The following is an 18,758-nucleotide window of genomic DNA, read 5'->3' as shown; positions in this document are numbered from 1 at the left end:
CTCTCCGGAATAACCATCATCACACCGTTATCTTATACTGTTTCGTCACTTTTAGCGTGTTGGATAGACGCGCCCGCTACAGGAGCGAAACGCGTCATGGGAGAAAGGATGTTGAAAACGTGAGCGTTATCCGGCCTTACCAGAAGCCAAGCAGCTTCCACCATACGCTACCCACCCCAAGCCAAATGGGGATAATAACCAGGCTGATAGAAAAACCGATCTTCCACCAGGTGCTTAACGGCATGTAACCACAACCAAACAGGATCGGTGCCGGGCCGCTGGAATAGTGAGTAGTAGACATAAACAGGTTACTGAAGATACCGAAAACCAACACCGTTAACATCGGTGGCGCCCCGGCTGCCAGAGCAATCGAAACAAAAATCGCATACATAGCGCTGATGTGGGCAATCGCACTCGCCATCAGATAGTGGCTGTAGTAGTACACCAGCAAAAGCAAGCCAAGCATAGGCAACCAATGCATACCGCTAACCGCATTACCTGCCAACCCACCCAACCAGGCAATCAGCCCCATTTTGTTGAGTTGCCCTGCTAACGTCATCAATACGGAAAACCACACGACGGTATGCCAGGCTTCTTTTTCACCGACGACATCATCCCAGGTCAACGCACGGCTTAACAACAACACGCTCAACCCCGCCAACGCCGTCAGCGTGGCATCGATTTTCAGCGTAGAACCCAGCACCCAGAATGTCACCAGTCCAAGGAAAACGCCCAGAACAACCCATTCATCGCGGCTCATCCGCCCCATTTCGCGCAAGCGTTCAACCGCAATAGCTCGCATTTCTGAGGTCTTTTTCAGCTCAGGCGGATAGAAGCGATAAATCAGGTAAGGGATCAGCGCCAGTGACAGAAAACCAGGCAACAGGGTGGCTAATGCCCAATCGGTCCAACTGATATGAATGCCAAATTGCGAAGCCAGCTTGGCAACCATTGGGTTACCCGCCATTGATGTCATAAACATGGCAGAAGTTATGGCGTTACATTGGAAAATCGATTGCACCAGGAAAGCACCAATACGACGTTGTGTACCCTTTTCCGGCGTAGAGTCATAGGCCTCAGAGATAGAACGGAACAACGGCGTGATGATCCCACCACAGCGAGCGGACGTGGATGGCATCGCTGGTGCGAACAACAAATCGGTGAACACCAGGCCATAAGCCAACCCCAACGAGCTATTACCCAGCTTACTGATAAACAGCAGACCAATACGCCGACCAAAACCGGTCTTAATAAATCCGCGGGAAATAAAGAACGCACAGGCAATCATCCAGATGGTCGGATCGCTGAATCCAGCCAGAACGTCTTTAATGGGTAACAAACCGAGTATTGAGACTGACGTCAGGCTGAACATCGCCATCGCGCCAAGGGGATAAGGAGAGAGAATCAAGCCGACAACAGTAGCAATAAAGACCGCCATCAAGTGCCAGGCTTCGGGTTTGACCCCATCAGGAACCGGAAGCGACCATAACCCACCAGCAAGACAGAGTATAATCAGGAGCTTTAGCAACCTGCCATTATTTGCAGACATAAGAACACCACTCTTCATTAAAACGGAATTCGTGAGTTCACAACGGATGCCCGAGCGGAGGATTTGGCGTTTCTTTTTATTCTTCCTTCATCACCCAGCAGAGTAATACGATATTAACCTGCACAACGGGAAACATCTGTGAAAAAAAAGACGAGAAAACAATGGGTCAGGGTGCTTTTCTCGCCCCATCAAATCGAATAGATAATGAAAAAGATCATATTATAAAGCGTCATAAAAATAGCATTACTTTAGTTACTAAACATGATTATTAGTTTATTTAATAACCAAATTTTACATTGATAATAAATGACATCCTGCCAACAAATAATAACCAACAATAAAAAAACATAAAATCAACGTAAAATGACAACGAGAAAATCTGGCTCAATAAAAAATACCCACAACAAGAAGAGGGTGAAATAAGCAACGCGGATTTTCGTCAACGGAAATAAGAACGCAGGAAAGATAAAAAAGCCTCAATAACATCATCATGTGGCATGTGGTGAATAGGTCACAGTATTTGTAACATCGTTTTTGTAACAACCATTTGATTCGGTCACATTATGCGTAACATATGTTATGTAACATGATTTATAGTGACGAAGTTCAAACTTTTAACATTAGAATTAACGTTTCATAGCGGCATCTTTTAGTGGATGAGTGAGGTGCAGCATGATTGAAAGTACACAATCCTGTGTGGTTGAAGGAAAGAAAAAAGTCAACGTTATTCACCAGGAATATGATTATCAGGGAAAAGGCACGCTAGTAAAAATAACACGTGGAGGAATATGCGGTTCAGATCTTCATTATTATCATGAAGGTAAAATAGGCAATTATGAAGTTAAACAACCGATGATCCTTGGTCACGAAGTCATTGGCACAATAGAAAAAAGTGACAACGATAAATTCTTGCCTCACCAGAAAGTCGCGGTGAATCCCAGCAAGCCGTGCGGCCATTGTAAATATTGCCTTGCCCATGAAGAGAACCAGTGCGTTTCTATGCGCTTCTTCGGTAGCGCAATGTATTTCCCACATGTCGATGGCGGTTTCACACAATATAAAATCGTAGACACCGCACAATGTATTCCTTTTGATAACCAGTCAGATGAACGTGTCATGGTATTTGCCGAGCCACTGGCTGTCGCGATCCATGCCGTTAACCAGGCTGGAGATGTGCGTGGCAAACGCGTATTTGTCTCTGGCGTCGGTCCAATTGGCTGTCTGGTTGTAGCCGCGGCAAAAGTGATGGGCGCCGCAGAAATTGTTTGCGCTGACATTAGTGAACGTTCACTGACATTAGCAACCGCGATGGGTGCAACAAAAGTCGTACATGCACAAAATGGCGACTTCACGGAGTACCTGAAAGAGAAAGGCTATTTCGATGTTTCATTCGAAGTATCCGGCCACCCTCAATCCGTGACGCGTTGCCTGGAAGTTACCCGCGCGAAAGGCACTCAGGTACAGGTTGGAATGGGGAGCGCAATACCAGACTTCCCAATGATGATGCTGATTGCAAAAGAGATAAAACTGGTTGGCACCTTCCGCTTTACCGAAGAATTTACAACATCCGTACACTGGTTGAATGACGGCACAATCGACCCACTGCCGTTACTCAGCGGCGAATTTACCTTTACTGACCTCGAAAAAGCGTTGCTCTTTGCTTCTGACAAATCGAAAGCCGCCAAAGTGCAACTGACATTCTAACTAAAAAATAAACCAGAGAGATAAACATGAAGAACATCTTTTCGTTAGAGAATAAAAAAGTATTAATCACCGGCGCAGCGCAAGGTATTGGTTTCTTATTAGCCAAAGGACTCGCAGAACAAGGTGCCGAAATTATCGTCAATGATATTACGGCAGAACGTGCAGACCACGCCGTATCACAATTAACCGATATGGGATATCGCGCTTATTCCGCTTCTTTCGATGTCACCAACCATCAGGACGTCAATAACGCGATTGACCATATCGAAGAAAATATCGGCAACATTGATGTATTAATTAATAATGCAGGGATCCAACGTCGTCATCCTTTCACCGAATTCCCTGAAAATGAATGGAATGATGTTATTGCCGTTAACCAATCGGCAGTATTTTTCGTTTCCCAGGCCGTTGCCAAAAAAATGGTTGAACGTCGTGCCGGAAAAATTATCAATATCTGCTCCATGCAAAGCGAATTAGGTCGAGACACTATTACGCCTTACGCCGCATCAAAAGGGGCAGTGAAAATGCTGACTCGAGGTATGTGTGTAGAATTAGCACGTTACAATATTCAGGTGAACGGTATTGCACCGGGCTATTTCAAAACAGAAATGACTAAAGCATTGGTAGAGAATACTGAATTTACCGCATGGTTGACGAAACGGACGCCTGCAGCTCGTTGGGGTAATCCGGAAGAGCTGATTGGCTCAGCCGTTTTCCTGTCCTCACGCGCATCCGACTTTGTGAACGGACACCTTCTGTTTGTCGATGGCGGAATGTTAGTCGCAGTATAAGCTCACTTATAAAAACACAAGTAGAACGTCATCATGATTATGGCGGCGAGGTTTCGCTGCCTTTATTTACGGGAACATCTTATGCCTTTAGTCATTATTGCGATAGGTGTCGTACTGCTTCTGATCCTTATGATCGGATTCAAGATTAATGGTTTTATTGCGTTAACGCTTGTCGCTGCGGTTGTCGGCGTCCTGGAAGGAATGGCGCCACTGAAAGTCCTCGCCTCCATTCAGACCGGTATCGGTGGCACATTGGGTGGTCTAGCGATGATTCTGGGATTCGGGGCGATGCTAGGGCGTCTCATCTCAGATACAGGCGCAGCACAGCGCATCGCCACCACCCTCATTCATCGTTTAGGGAAAGATAAAATTCAGTGGGCACTGGTCATCACCGGGCTGATTGTCGGGTTGGCCATGTTTTACGAAGTGGGTTTCGTTCTGCTTTTGCCGCTCGTCTTTACCATTGTGGCCGCCGCCCAGTTACCACTGTTGTACGTTGGGGTGCCGATGGTTGCCGCCCTATCCGTTACGCACTGTTTTTTACCACCGCATCCCGGCCCAACCGCCATTGCGACGATTTTTAATGCCAATCTGGGGATTACGCTGCTTTACGGTATCATCATCACGATCCCTACGGTCATTATTGCAGGCCCGCTATTTTCTAAATTACTTAAAAAATATGAGAAGGAGCCACCCAAAGGGCTATTCAATCCTAAGATCTTCACCGAAGAGGAAATGCCCGGTTTCGGTGTCAGCATTCTGGCTGCCGTCATCCCTGTTATTTTGATGGCCGCCGCCGCCATATGTGAAATGTCGATGCCAAAAGAAAATAGCATCCGGCAGTTCTTCGAGTTTATTGGTCACCCGGCCGTCGCCCTGTTTATTGCTATCGTTCTGGCGGTATTCACACTGGGTCTGCGCAACGGACGCAACCTGGAATCCGTCATGGATATCGTCAGCGATTCCATCGGCGCGATTGCCATGATCCTGTTTATCATTGCTGGCGGTGGCGCATTCAAGCAAGTGCTGGTTGACAGCGGCGTAGGCAATTACATTGCAGATATCATGAAAGGTTCATCATTATCACCACTTCTGATGTGCTGGACCGTCGCTGCACTGTTACGTATCGCTCTGGGCTCCGCTACCGTTGCCGCGATCACCACGGCAGGCATTGTTCTACCGTTGATCAGTATCACCCACGCCGACCCCGCATTAATGGTGCTGGCAGTAGGGTCAGGCAGTGTCATTGCCTCTCATGTGAATGACCCTGGATTTTGGTTGTTTAAAGGATATTTCAACCTGAGCGTAGGGGAAACACTGAAAGTCTGGACGGTAATGGAAACGCTCATCTCCATTCTGGGACTTATTGGCGTACTGATTCTGAATAGTATTATTCATTGACCCATTGGAGTGCTATACAGGATAGGAGAAGAACCCTTTTCCTGTCCTGTATCTGAGGTAAAAGTAAAAAATGAAGAAGCACAGAGTAACCTTGCAAGATATCGCTAATTTGGCCAACGTGACCAAAATGACTGTCAGTCGATATCTGCGTACCCCAAATCAGGTTTCACCTGAAACAGGGAAAAGGATTGCTCAGGTGATGGAAGAATTTGATTATATTCCCAATCGCGCACCTGAAATGTTATTGAACACCAAGAGCTACACGATAGGTGTATTAATTCCCTCTTTTAAAAATCAGGTTTTTGCCGATATGCTCGCGGGGATCGAATCAGTCACATCAGGGAAACAATATCAAATTCTTATTGCGAATTATAACTATAAAAAGGATTCAGAGGAGAAACAGATCCTCAACCTGCTTTCTTATAATATTGATGGCATTATTTTATCTGAAAAATCGCATACCTTGCGTGCAATTAAAAATTTACGCCATGCAAAAATTCCGATCGTGGAAGTGATGGATACCGAGGGACCCAGCCTGGATATGGAAGTAGGATATGCCAACAGCCGGGCGGCGTTCGATATGGTTTCTACCATGTTGGAAAATAGCAATAAAAAGACGATTGTCTATCTTGGTTCACAGGATGATTTACGCGATGAACTCCGCTACCAGGGGTACTGTGAGGCCATGAGGAAACATGGATTACCGATTTATCATATTAACCCGCAATCAATATCATCAATGCAACTCGGCGCACAATTGCTATCCCGTGCATTAACAGAATACCCCGATCTCGACGGTATTTTTTGTACGAATGATGATATCGCCGTTGGCGCATTATTATATTGTATGAGGAAAGGTATTAATGTACCGAAGGATATATCCATAGCAGGATTTCATGGATTAGAAATAGGACGAGAAATGATACCGAGTCTTGCCTCCGTTATTACCCCTCGTTTTGCTATTGGGCAACGGGCGGCAACAATATTATTGAATAAAATTAATGATAATGAATACTCAACTTATTCTGCGGACTTAGGCTACCAAATTTATCGTGGCGATACATTATGATATGAGCCAATCTCGTCAGAAATAAAGCTGAAAAAAGGAGAATGCCGCAGGGTATTCTCATCACGGAATACACATTACATTTCATTTTCCATTCTGGAAGATGAACGGTGTCGTATATACCCTAAATAATTGAGTTGCAAAACGGAAACGACAACACGTTTTTTAATAGCGCGGGTCGGGGCGAGGCTCATCAATGCGCCGAATAACGAGCGAGACCAACGCACAGGCAACTTGAAATATGACGGGTATAAAAGAAATTACGTCAAAGAGAGAGTGAAACCGCAATGGAAACCAAACAAGGTGGAAGAAGTTTTATATTAATGGGCGTGACCAGTACCGGTAAATCAACGGTTGGTGCCAAACTGGCAAATCAAATTAATGCAAAATTTATTGATGGCGATGATCTACATCCAAAAGCCAATATTATAAAAATGTCTGGGGGGAACCCGCTGAATGATGAAGATCGTTCACCGTGGCTGGAACGCATCAGAGACGCGGCCTTTAGCATGGAAAAGAAAAATGAAACGGGCGTTATTGTCTGTTCAGCATTAAAGAAACGCTATCGTGATTTAATTCGTGAAGGCAATAAAAACGTTATTTTCATTCATCTGTTCGGGGATTTTGATCTCGTTCTGGCTCGGATGCAGTCCCGCGCCGGGCATTTTATGCCCGTCGAGCTATTACGAAGCCAATTCGAATCGCTGGAATGTCCGCAGAAAGAAGAGACAGATGTTATCCATGTCAATATCGACGGTAGCCTTGACGATGTTATCGCACGTTGCATGACCGCAATTCATACGCATCGTTGATCGCCGGGAGCGTCTATGGGCCAGTTCACTCATCAGAATCAGACCATTAAACAGGTTACTCAACAAATAGCGGAAAGAAGTCAGGCATCACGCCGACGTTATTTGCACACGGTAGAAACGCAAGCATCGCAATGGCAAAATCGCACCGCGCTGTCCTGCGCCAACCTTGCCCATACGGTTGCCGTGTGTTCTGCCACGCAAAAACAACATATCCTGGATTTTACGCGCGCCAATGTCGGTATCGTTACGGCTTATAGCGATATGTTAAGTGCACATCAGCCCTATGGTATTTATCCTGACATTATCAAGCAGGCATTAAGCCACCAAGGGCATAGCGCTCAAGTCGCAGGGGGAGTGCCAGCCATGTGCGATGGCATAACCCAGGGACAAAATGGAATGGCGCTGTCGTTGTTTTCTCGCGATTTGATCGCACAAGCCACAGCGGTTTCCCTAAGCCATAACACCTTCGATGCCGCACTCCTTCTTGGCGTTTGCGATAAGATCGCCCCCGGTTTGCTGATGGGCGCGCTGTCTTTTGGCCATCTTCCCGCGGCATTTGTCCCATCAGGTCCCATGTCTACAGGGATCAGCAATAAGGAAAAGGTTAACGTCCGCCAACGATATGTTGCAGGCGAAGTGGATAAAACATCACTGTTGCATATGGAATGTGCGTCTTATCATTCACCGGGGACTTGTACCTTTTTCGGTACAGCCAATACCAATCAGTTGGTATTTGAGGCGATGGGGTTGATGCTGCCCGGCTCCGCTTTTCTTTCCCCCACCGATCCACTGCGCGAAATCATGACGGCCAGCATTGCAGAACACATCGCGACGATGACGCAAAAGGGGACACACTACCGTCCGCTTGCCCATGTGGTTGATGAAAAAGCAATAGTGAATGGTCTGGTTGCCCTGTTGGCATCGGGAGGGAGTACCAATCACACCATTCACTTGCTCGCGGTTGCAGCAAGTGCCGGTTACACCGTCAACTGGGACGATATTGATGTTTTATCCAGAGTCGTCCCTTTGCTAGTAAAAATGTATCCGAATGGCCCAGCGGACATTAACGATTTCCAACAGGCTGGCGGCGTCCCCACATTGATGAAAGCGCTCAACGAACGCGGCCTGTTGAATATGGATGCCACCCCCGTCTACGGCACGCTGGATGATTACCTGAAAATACCGTATTGCCAAAATGACCAGCTCACTTATCACGATGCGCTGGACTCCACCAACCCGGATGTCCTGGCGTTACCCGGTCAGGCATTTAGCCCTCAGGGAGGATTGCGCGTTGTTTCAGGGAACCTTGGCCGGGGAGTGATTAAGATCAGCGCCGTTGAGTCAGAACATTGCTTTATTGAAGCGCCAGCACGTGTTTTTGAATCACAGCATGAAGTGGAGCGGGCGTATCAGGCTGGGGAATTCACGGAGGATGTCGTGATTATTGTCCGTCACAACGGCCCTGCCGCAACGGGTATGCCTGAATTACACAAGCTGATGCCCATACTGGGTAACCTGATGGGACAGGGTTTAAAGATCTTTCTGGTGACAGACGGGCGACTCTCTGGCGCATCCGGCAAAGTCCCCTCCATCTTGCACGTGTGTCCAGAAGCCTATAAAGGGGGACCGCTCTGTCGCGTTGCAGATGGCGACATTATCCGCATCGATGCTGAAAATGGAAAAATAGAGGTGCTGACGGATATCACAGGCAGACCCGATTACCATCCCGACCTCTCATCAGAACATCATGGTTCAGGGAGAGAATGGTTTTCTGTCTTTCGTCACGCGGTATCCAGTGCGGAGGAAGGCGCAACCATTTTCAGACTGTCTTCACAATAGATTTTCAGGCTGTGGTTAGCGTGTTTACTTCTCCCAGACACCGGAACATTCGGCGTCTGGGAGAACGATGTTTCACTACATTGTCCAAAACAGCACGGCTAATAGTTGAGGAGACATAATACGTAAAAACATCGCCAACGGATAAACGGTGGCATAGGAAAGCGCGGCCGCACCGCTGGTTGCATGCAATCCATTGGCGAATGCCAGTGCTGGGGGATCGGTCATCGACCCTGCCAACATTCCGCACAGTGTTAAATAATTCATGCCGCCGAATACTCGCGCCAATACGCCGACAATCAGCAATGGAATAATGGTAATGAGTGCGCCATACCCCACCCACCACAGCCCATCGCCGTACCATAGTGTATCAATAAAATCGCCACCGGATTTTAGTCCCACTACCGACAAAAACAGCACAATACCCAATTCACGTAACGCGAGGTTTGCACTGGGAGGCATAAACCAATACAGCTTGCCGATACCGCCAATCCGCCCCAAAATCAGCGCGACGACCAACGGTCCGCCAGCCAGACCAAGCCTCAAGGCAACCGGAAAACCAGGAATAAATAGCGGGATAGATCCCAGCAGGACGCCCAGCCCGATACCAATGAACACGGGCAACATTTGTACCTGCTGCAACTTCTGTTGCGCATTCCCCACAATATCGGCCACGGCATCAATGGCAGATTGTCGACCAACCAGATTCAGGATGTCACCAAACTGCAAACTGGCGTTGTTGCTGGCAACCAACTCCACCCCCGCACGGTTCAAACGCGAAATAACCACATCATAATTTTGCTTCAGGTTCAATTCGCGAATCTTACGTCCCAGCACCTTCTCGTTTGTCACGACCACCCGTTCAACGTGCAGCGCCGTGCCACGTGTCGATAACGATGTATCTACCTCCTGACCAATCACCACGCGAGCCTGTTCCAAATCGCTCTTCACGCCAACCAAATGCAAATAGTCACCCAGTTGAATGACCGTCATCGGTGAAGGCACCATCAACTCATCGCCGCGTTTCAGTCGGGAACACACAATCGTGTCGCTGTTCAAGATGGGGACATCCTGAATCGCCAACCCTTGCAAATTACTGTTTGTCACGGACACATTCATCGTATGTAACTGTTCATGCTGTTGCCCGTTGTGGCTTTCAAACTGTTTTGCTTCCGCGTCAATCACCACACGAAACACGACCCGCAATAACCACATCACCAGTAAAATGCCACAAATACCCAACGGGTAGGCCATGGCATACCCGGTCCCCATTTGATTCACCAGCGCACCCTCCGTGCCAAGGTCGGTCAGAATTTGCTGACCCGCACCAAGCGAAGGCGTATTCGTTACCGCACCTGAGAAAATGCCGAGAATAATGGGTAAAGGAACATTGAACGCTTTATGGATAGCCACCGTCACGATACAGCCGATAAAGACCGTAAGAATGGCAAATCCATTGAGACGTAAACCAGAAACACGTAAAGAAGAGAAAAAGCCCGGACCAACCTGAATACCAATGGTGTAAACAAACAGAATTAATCCAAACTCCTGAATAAAATGCAGCATGTCGCTATTCAGTTCAAACTGATAGCTCTGGGCGAAATGCCCGACGATGATCCCACCAAACAAGACCCCGCCAATCCCTAACCCTACACCGTAAATCCGCCAGTTACCGATCCATAACCCCAGAACCGCTACCAGCGCCAGCATACTAACGGTAAGCGCAATATCACTCATACCTTGTATCCTTGTGCGGACGTATCTTCTTGGGAAACGCAAAGCAAAACACTCACTAAGATTGATTCTGGCAGAATGGCGCGGGAGGAAACGTGGCGGGCAGCACAAAAATTTTCAACATCGTTAACGGCAGCCCGAAGCGTGATAGACAGGACTAAACCGCCATAAAAAATACCCGTGACTCAAATAAGCCACGGGCATCGATAATCAATAGATGAAAAAGCTAAGGGTTATGACGCATCATCAGGCGACTGAGTTAATGCTGGCTGGCCGCCGCCAATGGCGATCCGCTGCGGTTGCAGCGCTTCTGGCACATCACGGACCAGATCGATATGCAGCAACCCAAGCTCAAAATGCGCATCCGATACGTGCAAATGCTCTGCCAAAGTAAAGCTCAGGTTAAACGGCTTGAACACTAACCCCTGATGCAGATATTCCACTTTTTTCTCTGCTGGCGTAGGGGTGCCTTTCACCGTCAGGCGTGGGCCTTCCACTTCAATATCCAACTCACTTTGCTGAAAACCGGCCAACGCCAGCGTGATGCGATAATGGTTATCGTCTTTTTTCTCAATGTTATAGGGAGGAAACTCAATCGGTTCCTGACCGCCCATGGCACTGGCTAATTTGTCAAAACCAATCCACTGACGCAAAAGTGGTGATAAATCATAGTTACGCATAATATTTACTCCTTCTATGAAGCGAGACCATGTCTCCCAGCCGCAGTAATACGGGTCTGGGCTCGTCCCCATTCGGCGGACGACACACGTTTATCCAGGTTCAATACCGATTATTTAATTTCAATCCGACGCGGCTTCATCGTTTCCGGCACAATACGTTCCAGATCGATATACAACAAACCGTTTTGCAGATTGGCGCCCTTTACCTGGATATGCTCAGCCAACTGGAATTTGCGTTCAAAATTGCGCTCGGCAATGCCTTGATACAGATAATTACGCGCGGTTTGTTCACCTGCGTGCGCCCCTTTGACAATCAACAAATTGTCATGGGCGGTGATATCCAGTTCTTGCTCAGCAAAGCCTGCAACGGCAATGGCGATACGATATTGGTTTTCGTCGACTAACTCGACGTTATAAGGGGGATAGCCACCGTTGCTTTGCGTCTGACCACTTTCCAGCAGGTTAAACAGACGATCAAAACCAATAGCGGAGCGATAAAGCGGAGAAAAATCGGGGTTACGCATAAAACAGCCTCCTAAAAAATTCAGCGAGGATTAATTGTCAACCTTCCCTCAGGACAGGTTTTTAGCCTGAACAGATACCCTTACGGCATATCCTTCTTGTTCGGCTTACTATCAATATGGTGACCCCTCTCAGACTTTCAATAGCCTGAAAAGAAAAACTCGTGCTTTTCATGCAAAATTCACTCATAAGACGAGTGTTATCACATACACTCAATGGTGCGAGAAATAAGCATCCATGACGTAATGACAGATAAATTGATGACTGGGCAATATGATCTTCAGGCCAAAGACAATACCATGCTAAAAATGACCATACTGAAAAGCGCCTTCCTCTCTTTCCTCATCACTGGCAGCGGCATCCTATCGCTCAGCGGGTGCTCCAGCGTCATGACACATACCGGCGGTGAGCAAGGGTATTACTCTGGTACTCGAGCCAGTATGAACATACTGCGCGATGATGAAACCAGTTGGGTCATGATGCCGCTGGTCGTACTTGATATTCCCTTTTCTGCCGTCGCAGATACGCTGTTGCTACCCTATGATTATTATCGTTCAGGAAGCGATAACACCTCAATGCGTGAACGAATTTCACATAGTGAGCAAGAGAACCAAACGGCCCACTCACAAACCGTATCGCCCTCACCGACTCACAACCAACTTTAAGCCCGCACGATACTCTCTTTATCTGGGGCTTTATGTCATTGCACATCCCCGATTCCCGTGGCAAAAATTAACCCATGCCGCGTTTATCCTCTGACTGAAACCCTATACAAGCCAGACCATTCGAACGATATAGCTGAGCACAACTCGTACAAAAACACGCCAAATTCTTTTTCAAAAAAACAGAAAGACTATCTCAATAACCTCCGTTTTCTAACTCACAAGCATCGGCGTAATATTCCTCACATCGAAAGGAAATAGCCTTTCACCTCATAAATCAAAACAGGATAAGACATCATGAAAAACGTAAAAACCATCGCCGCTGCTATCGTACTTGCTACCGTTTCTTTTGGAACATTCGCTGCTGAACATATTGATGCACAACAGGCTAAACAGCATCAGAAGCTGGGTGTTGTTTCAGTAACTGGCGCTAAAGATCTTAGCTCGCTGCAAGCACAGCTGGCGGAAAAAGCGGAAAAGGCAGGGGCACAAACTTATACCATTACCTCAGCAACCGGTAATAATCTACTGCGCGGTACAGCGGTAATTTATAACTAATAGAATCAATCAAAAAATCAAACGAACTTTCCCTATATGAGGAAAGTTCGTTTTTTATCCCTTCGTATTTACCCTACGCGTTCAACATTGCCAACCAGGAAAATGTAAGACAGCGCACCAACCAAAGCCACTCCGGCGATATAAGTCAGAGCTGGGGCAAAGCCATAATCCTGAGCCAGATAACCGATAATTAACGGCACGGTGATACCACCTAACCCACCAACAAAGTTGAATACCCCACCAGTCAGACCAATCAACCGAATAGGTGCCAACGACGACACTAACGACCAGGTGATAGAAGCAAATCCATTACCAAAGAATGCAATCGCCATCAGCGTCATAATCCAGATCGGATCATTGGTATAATTCGCTCCCATAATGCAGGTTGAGATCAGCAAACCACAAATGATGGGCGTTTTGCGGGCAAAACCAATGGATTTCCCGTTGCGAACCAGTCGATCAGCCACATACCCCGACAGTAAAACACCAAAAAACGCAGCCAGAAACGGAACCGTGGTCATAAAGCCTGCGGTTAACGCACTGATATGCTTTTCCTGTGTCAGATAATTAGGAAACCACGTCAGGAAGAACCACAATGTCGATGTCACGGCAAACTGCCCGATATAGACGCCAACCAATTTACGGTTAAACACCAACTTCCAGTCGGCCGCCGTCAATGGCGTACGGGATTTTTTCTCGGAAGGCGCATCACCATCGATAATACCGCCACCTTCGGCAATATATGTCAGTTCCGCGTTATTTATCCCTTTACTCTTTTTCGGTGGCTGATAGACAAAATGCCAGATTAATGCCCAGACGATACCGATTCCACCCGTAACAATAAAAACCCAATGCCAACTCAATATTTCCTGAAGCCAAATTAACAGCGGCGTTAAAAACGCTAAGCCCACAAATTGACCAGATGTATAGAAACCAACGGCAGAAGCACGTTCTTGTTCTGGAAACCAACTGGTCACCATCCGGTTATTCGTCGGAAATGCGGGAGCTTCAAATAACCCGGTAACCGCACGTAAACCAATTAATGAAGCGAGCCCTGTGGCAAACCCCTGTAATAATGTCGCAATTGACCATCCCATAATAGCAATGAAATACGTCATTTTCGATCCGACGCGGTCGAGGCACCAGCCGCCGGGAATCTGACATAAAGTATATGTCCAGGCAAAGGCAGAGAAAATATATCCCATCTGTGTTTTACTAATACCGAATTCTTCCTGAATGTGTGCAGAAGCCACAGCCAGATTGGCCCGGTCAACGTAACAGATCACTACCGTAATAAAAATCATCAATAGTGTCAGATAACGCCGTTTTGTAGGTCGGGCAGTTAATGTCATATCCATCTTATATTCCTGTTATCTATACCCTAAATAATTCAAGTTTCAGGAAGGCGGCAAGCGAAGGACAAATTCGTCAGGAACGAATTTGACCAGCCTTTAGCTGGCCTCAGGTGAGAGACAGGATGTCTCTCATTTCATCCCGATGAGCTTACTTGAGTAAGTGATTCGGGTGACTGAACGCAGCCAACGCACATGCAACTTGAAGTATGACGGGTATATATTTATTTTTTTCAACACTGGCAGTAATATCGTTCTGTCAGATATGTTGGTATATAAACAACACCAGCAGGTGGTCTATTTTTACATTACCGTTAATTCCCCTTGAACATCACAATAAATACAAGGTTATTATTTTCACTACAGATAATGATTCATCTTATTCTTTAATAACCAAGAAAAACGATCGCATTAATACCCCAACGTAATATTGATTAGTATCGTCTCAACAGGTTAAGACCCACACAGTCTTAAATATGACAGGTATCATTACCGCCAATAAAAGACGCACAATATAACGCTACATTGTGTGAATCATCGATTAATATCGTTATTCCCGCTGGGGTATAAAGCTATATCTTTACCACTCGGCTACCGCACCATCGGGGTAACGCCATACCGGATTACGCCAGTCCGGTGCATTTTTACTTCGCTCAATCACCAACTCCTCATTAATTTCTACGCCAAGACCAGGTTTATTTAAGGGATAGAAATGGCCGTCCGTCATAGTAAAGTCTTCTTTATTCGTAACGTAGTCCAATAACTCGGCACCTTTATTATAATGAATGCCCATACTTTGCTCCTGGAATACCGCATTACGAGAAACAAAATCCAAATGTAGGCAAGCCGCTAATGCAATTGGGCCAAGTGGACAGTGCGGAGCCAGTGCAACATCATAAGATTCCGCCATCGCGGCAATTTTAAAGCACTCCGTAATCCCGCCAGCATGAGACAGATCGGGCTGAATAATAGCCAAACCACCATCCGCAAGCACACGCTTGAAATCGAAGCGAGAGAACATACGCTCACCCGCTGCAATCGGCAGATGGGTTTGCGCAGCCAGACGAGGATAGTATTCCGCCTGCTCAGCCAATACCGGCTCTTCAATAAAGAGCGGACGATAGGGTTCCAACTCCTTAATCAAAATTTTCGCCATCGGCGCATCAACGCGTCCGTGGAAATCCAGACCAAACTCGATCTTGTTACCAAAGGCCTCGCGAATCTCAGCGACGACGGCAACGGCCGCATCCACTTTTCTCGCATTATCAATAATGCCCATTTCCTCACAGCCATTTAGTTTGAAGGTATCAAAACCAATGTCTGTCAGCTTTTTAATCCCCTCAATCACATCGGAAGGACGATCGCCGCCAACCCAGCTATAAGCTTTAATTTTATCGCGTACCAAGCCTCCCAATAATTGATAGACCGGGACGCCTAGCGCCTTGCCTTTAATGTCCCACAGGGCTTGATCGATACCGGCAATGGCGCTCATTAAAATCGGGCCACCGCGATAAAAACCGGCACGATAAAGAACTTGCCAGATATCGTTAATTCGAGCCGGGTCCTGACCGATCAGATAATCAGAAAGCTCATGAACGGCAGCTTCAACCGTACGCGCTCTGCCTTCAATCACCGGCTCACCCCAGCCAACAATCCCCTCATCCGTCTCAATTTTCAAAAACATCCAGCGCGGCGGTAATCGGTATGTCGTTAGTTTGGTAATTTTCATAAAACAGCATCCTTATAGGCTTTAACAAATGCATGGGCTTTTTGTGCCGTCGCATCAACCGACTGACCGGCGCGATACAGGTCGCTACCTAATCCAGCACCAATGCAACCCGCACGAAGATAGTCATTGAGGTTTTCCGGGGTGACACCCCCTACGGCGAAAACCGAGACATCTTTTGGCAGTACCGCTTTCAGCGCCTTGATATAGTCCGGCCCGTATGCCGATGACGGGAAGATTTTCAACGATCGGGCACCTGCATTCAGGGCAGCAAACGCTTCCGTCGCCGTCGCACACCCAGGGCAAACCGTCATGCCACACTCAACCGCACGACGGATCACATCCGGGCTGATGTTAGGCGTGACGACCAGTTTGCTGCCAATCGCGTGCAATTTATCAACGCTATCGGGCTCCAATACCGTTCCGGCCCCAATCAATGCGCGATCGCCAAAGTGCTCAACCGCCAACTGAATACTTTGGTAAGGGTTAGGTGAATTCAACGGAATTTCTATGGCATCAAACCCAGCATCCACTAACGCCGCGACATGTTCCACCACCTCTTCAGGCGTTATGCCGCGTAAAATGGCAATTAAGGGAAGACTAGTATTCCAACTCATTAACAATGCTCCTTATACCTGCTTGAAAAGCCCGATCGCCATCCAGCAACTGCCAGCGCAATCCCGCTTTTTGTAATGCTTGCTCATAGCGTGCCGTTAAAGAAGGCGAGCCAATCAGCGTAACGGACTCCCCTGCCGCAACTTGATACTGGCGCTGCATTTGAGATATTTCGTTGCCAATCAGTACCCCCGAAAGCCAGTCACTGACGGCACTTTTATCCAGTCGTCCCAATACGTGCGCCGCCCGGGTTTCAAAAAGACAGCGAATGATATTGTCATCGGAAAATCCCAGTATCAGCCCCTGCTGAAAAGCCTGTGGTGAGCATTGCTGTTCACTTAATCCCACGCCGATAAGCGATTGCGTCATGAGTAAATGGTGGAGCTCGCCCGTCATGACCGTACGAAAATCCACAACGCGATCCCCATCTGCCCGAACCCACTTCGAATGAGTACCCGGCATCAGGTAGAGCGACGATGGAGATTCGCGATATGCGCCGATAAGTTGCGTTTCCTCGCCGCGCATCACATTACAATTGTCACTCGTCTCAATACTCAGTCCCGGCACGATCCAAGCGGACAAGGGGTTAGCCGCTTCAACACGCGTCAATTGGTGAGCGACATTCGTCAATCGGGTCGGGCATGGCAGGTAAGGCACCGAAAGCCAGCCAGCATTGCTGCCGATCATGCCAGCCATCACAATCGGTACGTTGTACTGTTGCCATGGCCCGAGGGTATTTTGAAAAACCTGCTGCGGCGTTTGTCCCTGTAGGCGGGTTACACCAGCTTCGGATTGCACCCTGTCGATACAGACGCCATCCCGATACAGCCAGGCACGCAGGTTGGTCGACCCCCAATCAACCGCAATGTAGCTATCATTCATGTAATGTCCTTTAACCGTTTTGTTGAGCTGGCAATCATGGTCAGCGCCGCCCGCTCTGCTGCTTCAATATCCTGATGCCGGATAGCATCATAAAGATCCTGGTGTTCACGCAATGTGTGCGGCATGTTGTCTTCATCTGGCATGTAGGTTCGTTCAAAAACCGCTCGCTGTAGCGAGCTGATCGCTACGCTAAGCTGCTGTAACACCGGGTTATGTACCGCCGCTAATACCGCCTCATGAAAACGAATGTCTGCTTCATTGAACGCATCACGATTCTGATGGTTGGAAATCATGTCGTTCAGCGCCGCTTCAATTACCGCCAGCTCGCTTGAGGTCGCTCGTTCTGCGGCCCAGCGAGCAATGGTCGGTTCAACCAGATTACGTACCTCACTCATCGCACCGATCAAACGAGGGTCGTAATCGCTGGCCAGTACCCACTGCAAAACCTCCGTATCCAGGTAGTTCCACTGATTACGCGGAGCCACAAACGCACCACGATACCGTTTCACCTCTACCAGCCTTTTCGCCATCAGCGCCCTAAAGACCTCACGAATGATATTGCGCGAAGTCTGAAATTCTTCGCATAACTCGGCTTCTGCGGGTAATGGCGCACCTGGCGCATATTTCCCGCCAACGATCTGTTGGCCGATATCCAGGATGATACGGTCGGTTTTGCTCAACGCTTGCTTGTTCATCGTCACCTCAACAGGACAAAACGGGTTGGTCTTTATCCCTTCTACTTTACCTGTCATGCCGCCGAGCGTCGTAGAACTGTTGCACAATACCCAATGTATTCTCTCTTTTTCTGCGCTCATTGTAGTACCAATAATTCATGTTGTACTACAATCTGGATCACAAAACAGACAAT

At 47.6% G+C, this 18,758-nt stretch carries 17 protein-coding genes; 8 read left to right on the top strand and 9 right to left on the bottom strand.

From position 1 onward, the window contains the following. Nucleotides 1-136: 136 nt before the first annotated feature. Nucleotides 137-1,549 (bottom strand): DASS family sodium-coupled anion symporter, encoded by a 1,413-nt coding sequence (locus ACKPVM_RS12905; protein ID WP_409309497.1) that lies wholly within the window; start codon nucleotides 1,547-1,549, stop codon nucleotides 137-139. A gap of 672 nt (nucleotides 1,550-2,221) precedes the next feature. Here ACKPVM_RS12905 and idnD point away from each other — a divergent pair. From idnD to edd, 6 genes are all read left to right on the top strand, one after another. Continuing rightward, entirely contained in the window at nucleotides 2,222-3,253 is a 1,032-nt protein-coding gene (idnD, locus tag ACKPVM_RS12900) for an L-idonate 5-dehydrogenase (protein ID WP_409309495.1), read from the top strand. A gap of 26 nt (nucleotides 3,254-3,279) precedes the next feature. Then, complete coding sequence (gene idnO, locus ACKPVM_RS12895) at nucleotides 3,280-4,044, top strand: gluconate 5-dehydrogenase (RefSeq protein WP_409309493.1); 765 nt, start codon at nucleotides 3,280-3,282, stop codon at nucleotides 4,042-4,044. An 81-nt stretch (nucleotides 4,045-4,125) separates the two neighbouring features. Beyond that, on the top strand, nucleotides 4,126-5,445 hold the full coding sequence (locus ACKPVM_RS12890) for a gluconate:H+ symporter (RefSeq protein WP_409309491.1): 1,320 nt from the start codon (nucleotides 4,126-4,128) through the stop codon (nucleotides 5,443-5,445). Nucleotides 5,446-5,515: 70 nt separating this feature from the next. Further along, nucleotides 5,516-6,514, top strand: a complete 999-nt coding sequence (gene idnR / locus ACKPVM_RS12885; RefSeq protein WP_409309489.1) for a DNA-binding transcriptional regulator IdnR — start codon at nucleotides 5,516-5,518, stop codon at nucleotides 6,512-6,514. A gap of 284 nt (nucleotides 6,515-6,798) precedes the next feature. Further along, entirely contained in the window at nucleotides 6,799-7,323 is a 525-nt protein-coding gene (locus ACKPVM_RS12880; RefSeq protein ID WP_409309487.1) for a gluconokinase, read from the top strand. Nucleotides 7,324-7,338: 15 nt separating this feature from the next. Next, nucleotides 7,339-9,162, top strand: a complete 1,824-nt coding sequence (edd, locus tag ACKPVM_RS12875) for a phosphogluconate dehydratase (RefSeq protein ID WP_409309485.1) — start codon at nucleotides 7,339-7,341, stop codon at nucleotides 9,160-9,162. 75 nt (nucleotides 9,163-9,237) lie between these two features. Here edd and ACKPVM_RS12870 read toward each other — a convergent pair whose 3' ends face one another. The 3 genes from ACKPVM_RS12870 to ibpA all read right to left on the bottom strand — a co-directional run bounded on the left by ACKPVM_RS12870 (nucleotide 9,238) and on the right by ibpA (nucleotide 12,097). Continuing rightward, nucleotides 9,238-10,896, bottom strand: a complete 1,659-nt coding sequence (locus ACKPVM_RS12870) for a putative transporter (RefSeq protein WP_409309483.1) — start codon at nucleotides 10,894-10,896, stop codon at nucleotides 9,238-9,240. A 230-nt stretch (nucleotides 10,897-11,126) separates the two neighbouring features. Continuing rightward, on the bottom strand, nucleotides 11,127-11,573 hold the full coding sequence (ibpB, locus tag ACKPVM_RS12865; RefSeq protein ID WP_409309481.1) for a small heat shock chaperone IbpB: 447 nt from the start codon (nucleotides 11,571-11,573) through the stop codon (nucleotides 11,127-11,129). A 110-nt stretch (nucleotides 11,574-11,683) separates the two neighbouring features. Further along, on the bottom strand, nucleotides 11,684-12,097 hold the full coding sequence (gene ibpA / locus ACKPVM_RS12860; RefSeq protein ID WP_409309479.1) for a small heat shock chaperone IbpA: 414 nt from the start codon (nucleotides 12,095-12,097) through the stop codon (nucleotides 11,684-11,686). A gap of 306 nt (nucleotides 12,098-12,403) precedes the next feature. Here ibpA and ACKPVM_RS12855 point away from each other — a divergent pair, with 306 nt between their 5' ends. Beyond that, the gene (locus tag ACKPVM_RS12855) at nucleotides 12,404-12,760 is read left to right on the top strand and encodes a YceK/YidQ family lipoprotein (protein ID WP_409309572.1); all 357 of its coding nucleotides are present in this window, start codon (nucleotides 12,404-12,406) and stop codon (nucleotides 12,758-12,760) included. 294 nt (nucleotides 12,761-13,054) lie between these two features. Continuing rightward, a complete protein-coding gene (gene bhsA, locus ACKPVM_RS12850; protein WP_409309477.1) occupies nucleotides 13,055-13,315 on the top strand; it encodes a multiple stress resistance protein BhsA in 261 nt (86 codons plus the stop codon). A 68-nt stretch (nucleotides 13,316-13,383) separates the two neighbouring features. On the opposite strand, the gene ACKPVM_RS12845 is transcribed toward bhsA, so the two are convergent. From ACKPVM_RS12845 to dgoR, 5 genes are all read right to left on the bottom strand, one after another. After that, complete coding sequence (locus ACKPVM_RS12845) at nucleotides 13,384-14,673, bottom strand: MFS transporter (RefSeq protein WP_409309475.1); 1,290 nt, start codon at nucleotides 14,671-14,673, stop codon at nucleotides 13,384-13,386. A 574-nt stretch (nucleotides 14,674-15,247) separates the two neighbouring features. Then, the gene (dgoD, locus tag ACKPVM_RS12840; protein WP_409309474.1) at nucleotides 15,248-16,396 is read right to left on the bottom strand and encodes a galactonate dehydratase; all 1,149 of its coding nucleotides are present in this window, start codon (nucleotides 16,394-16,396) and stop codon (nucleotides 15,248-15,250) included. Beyond that, entirely contained in the window at nucleotides 16,393-17,010 is a 618-nt protein-coding gene (locus ACKPVM_RS12835) for a 2-dehydro-3-deoxy-6-phosphogalactonate aldolase (RefSeq protein WP_409309472.1), read from the bottom strand. The genes dgoD and ACKPVM_RS12835 overlap by 4 nt, the downstream gene beginning before the upstream one ends. Next, nucleotides 16,994-17,890 (bottom strand): 2-dehydro-3-deoxygalactonokinase, encoded by an 897-nt coding sequence (locus ACKPVM_RS12830; RefSeq protein ID WP_409309470.1) that lies wholly within the window; start codon nucleotides 17,888-17,890, stop codon nucleotides 16,994-16,996. Before ACKPVM_RS12830 ends, ACKPVM_RS12835 begins: the two co-directional genes overlap by 17 nt. Then, nucleotides 17,887-18,585 carry a D-galactonate utilization transcriptional regulator DgoR gene (dgoR, locus tag ACKPVM_RS12825; RefSeq protein WP_409309570.1) on the bottom strand — a complete coding sequence of 233 codons (699 nt, stop codon included), beginning with the start codon at nucleotides 18,583-18,585 and terminating at the stop codon, nucleotides 17,887-17,889. The genes ACKPVM_RS12830 and dgoR overlap by 4 nt, the downstream gene beginning before the upstream one ends. Nucleotides 18,586-18,758: the final 173 nt, after the last annotated feature.

Source organism: Pectobacterium hainanensis, assembly GCF_046237015.1.
Lineage (GTDB): Bacteria > Pseudomonadota > Gammaproteobacteria > Enterobacterales > Enterobacteriaceae > JBJYIN01.
This window is presented reverse-complemented; position numbering and strand designations above follow the sequence as displayed.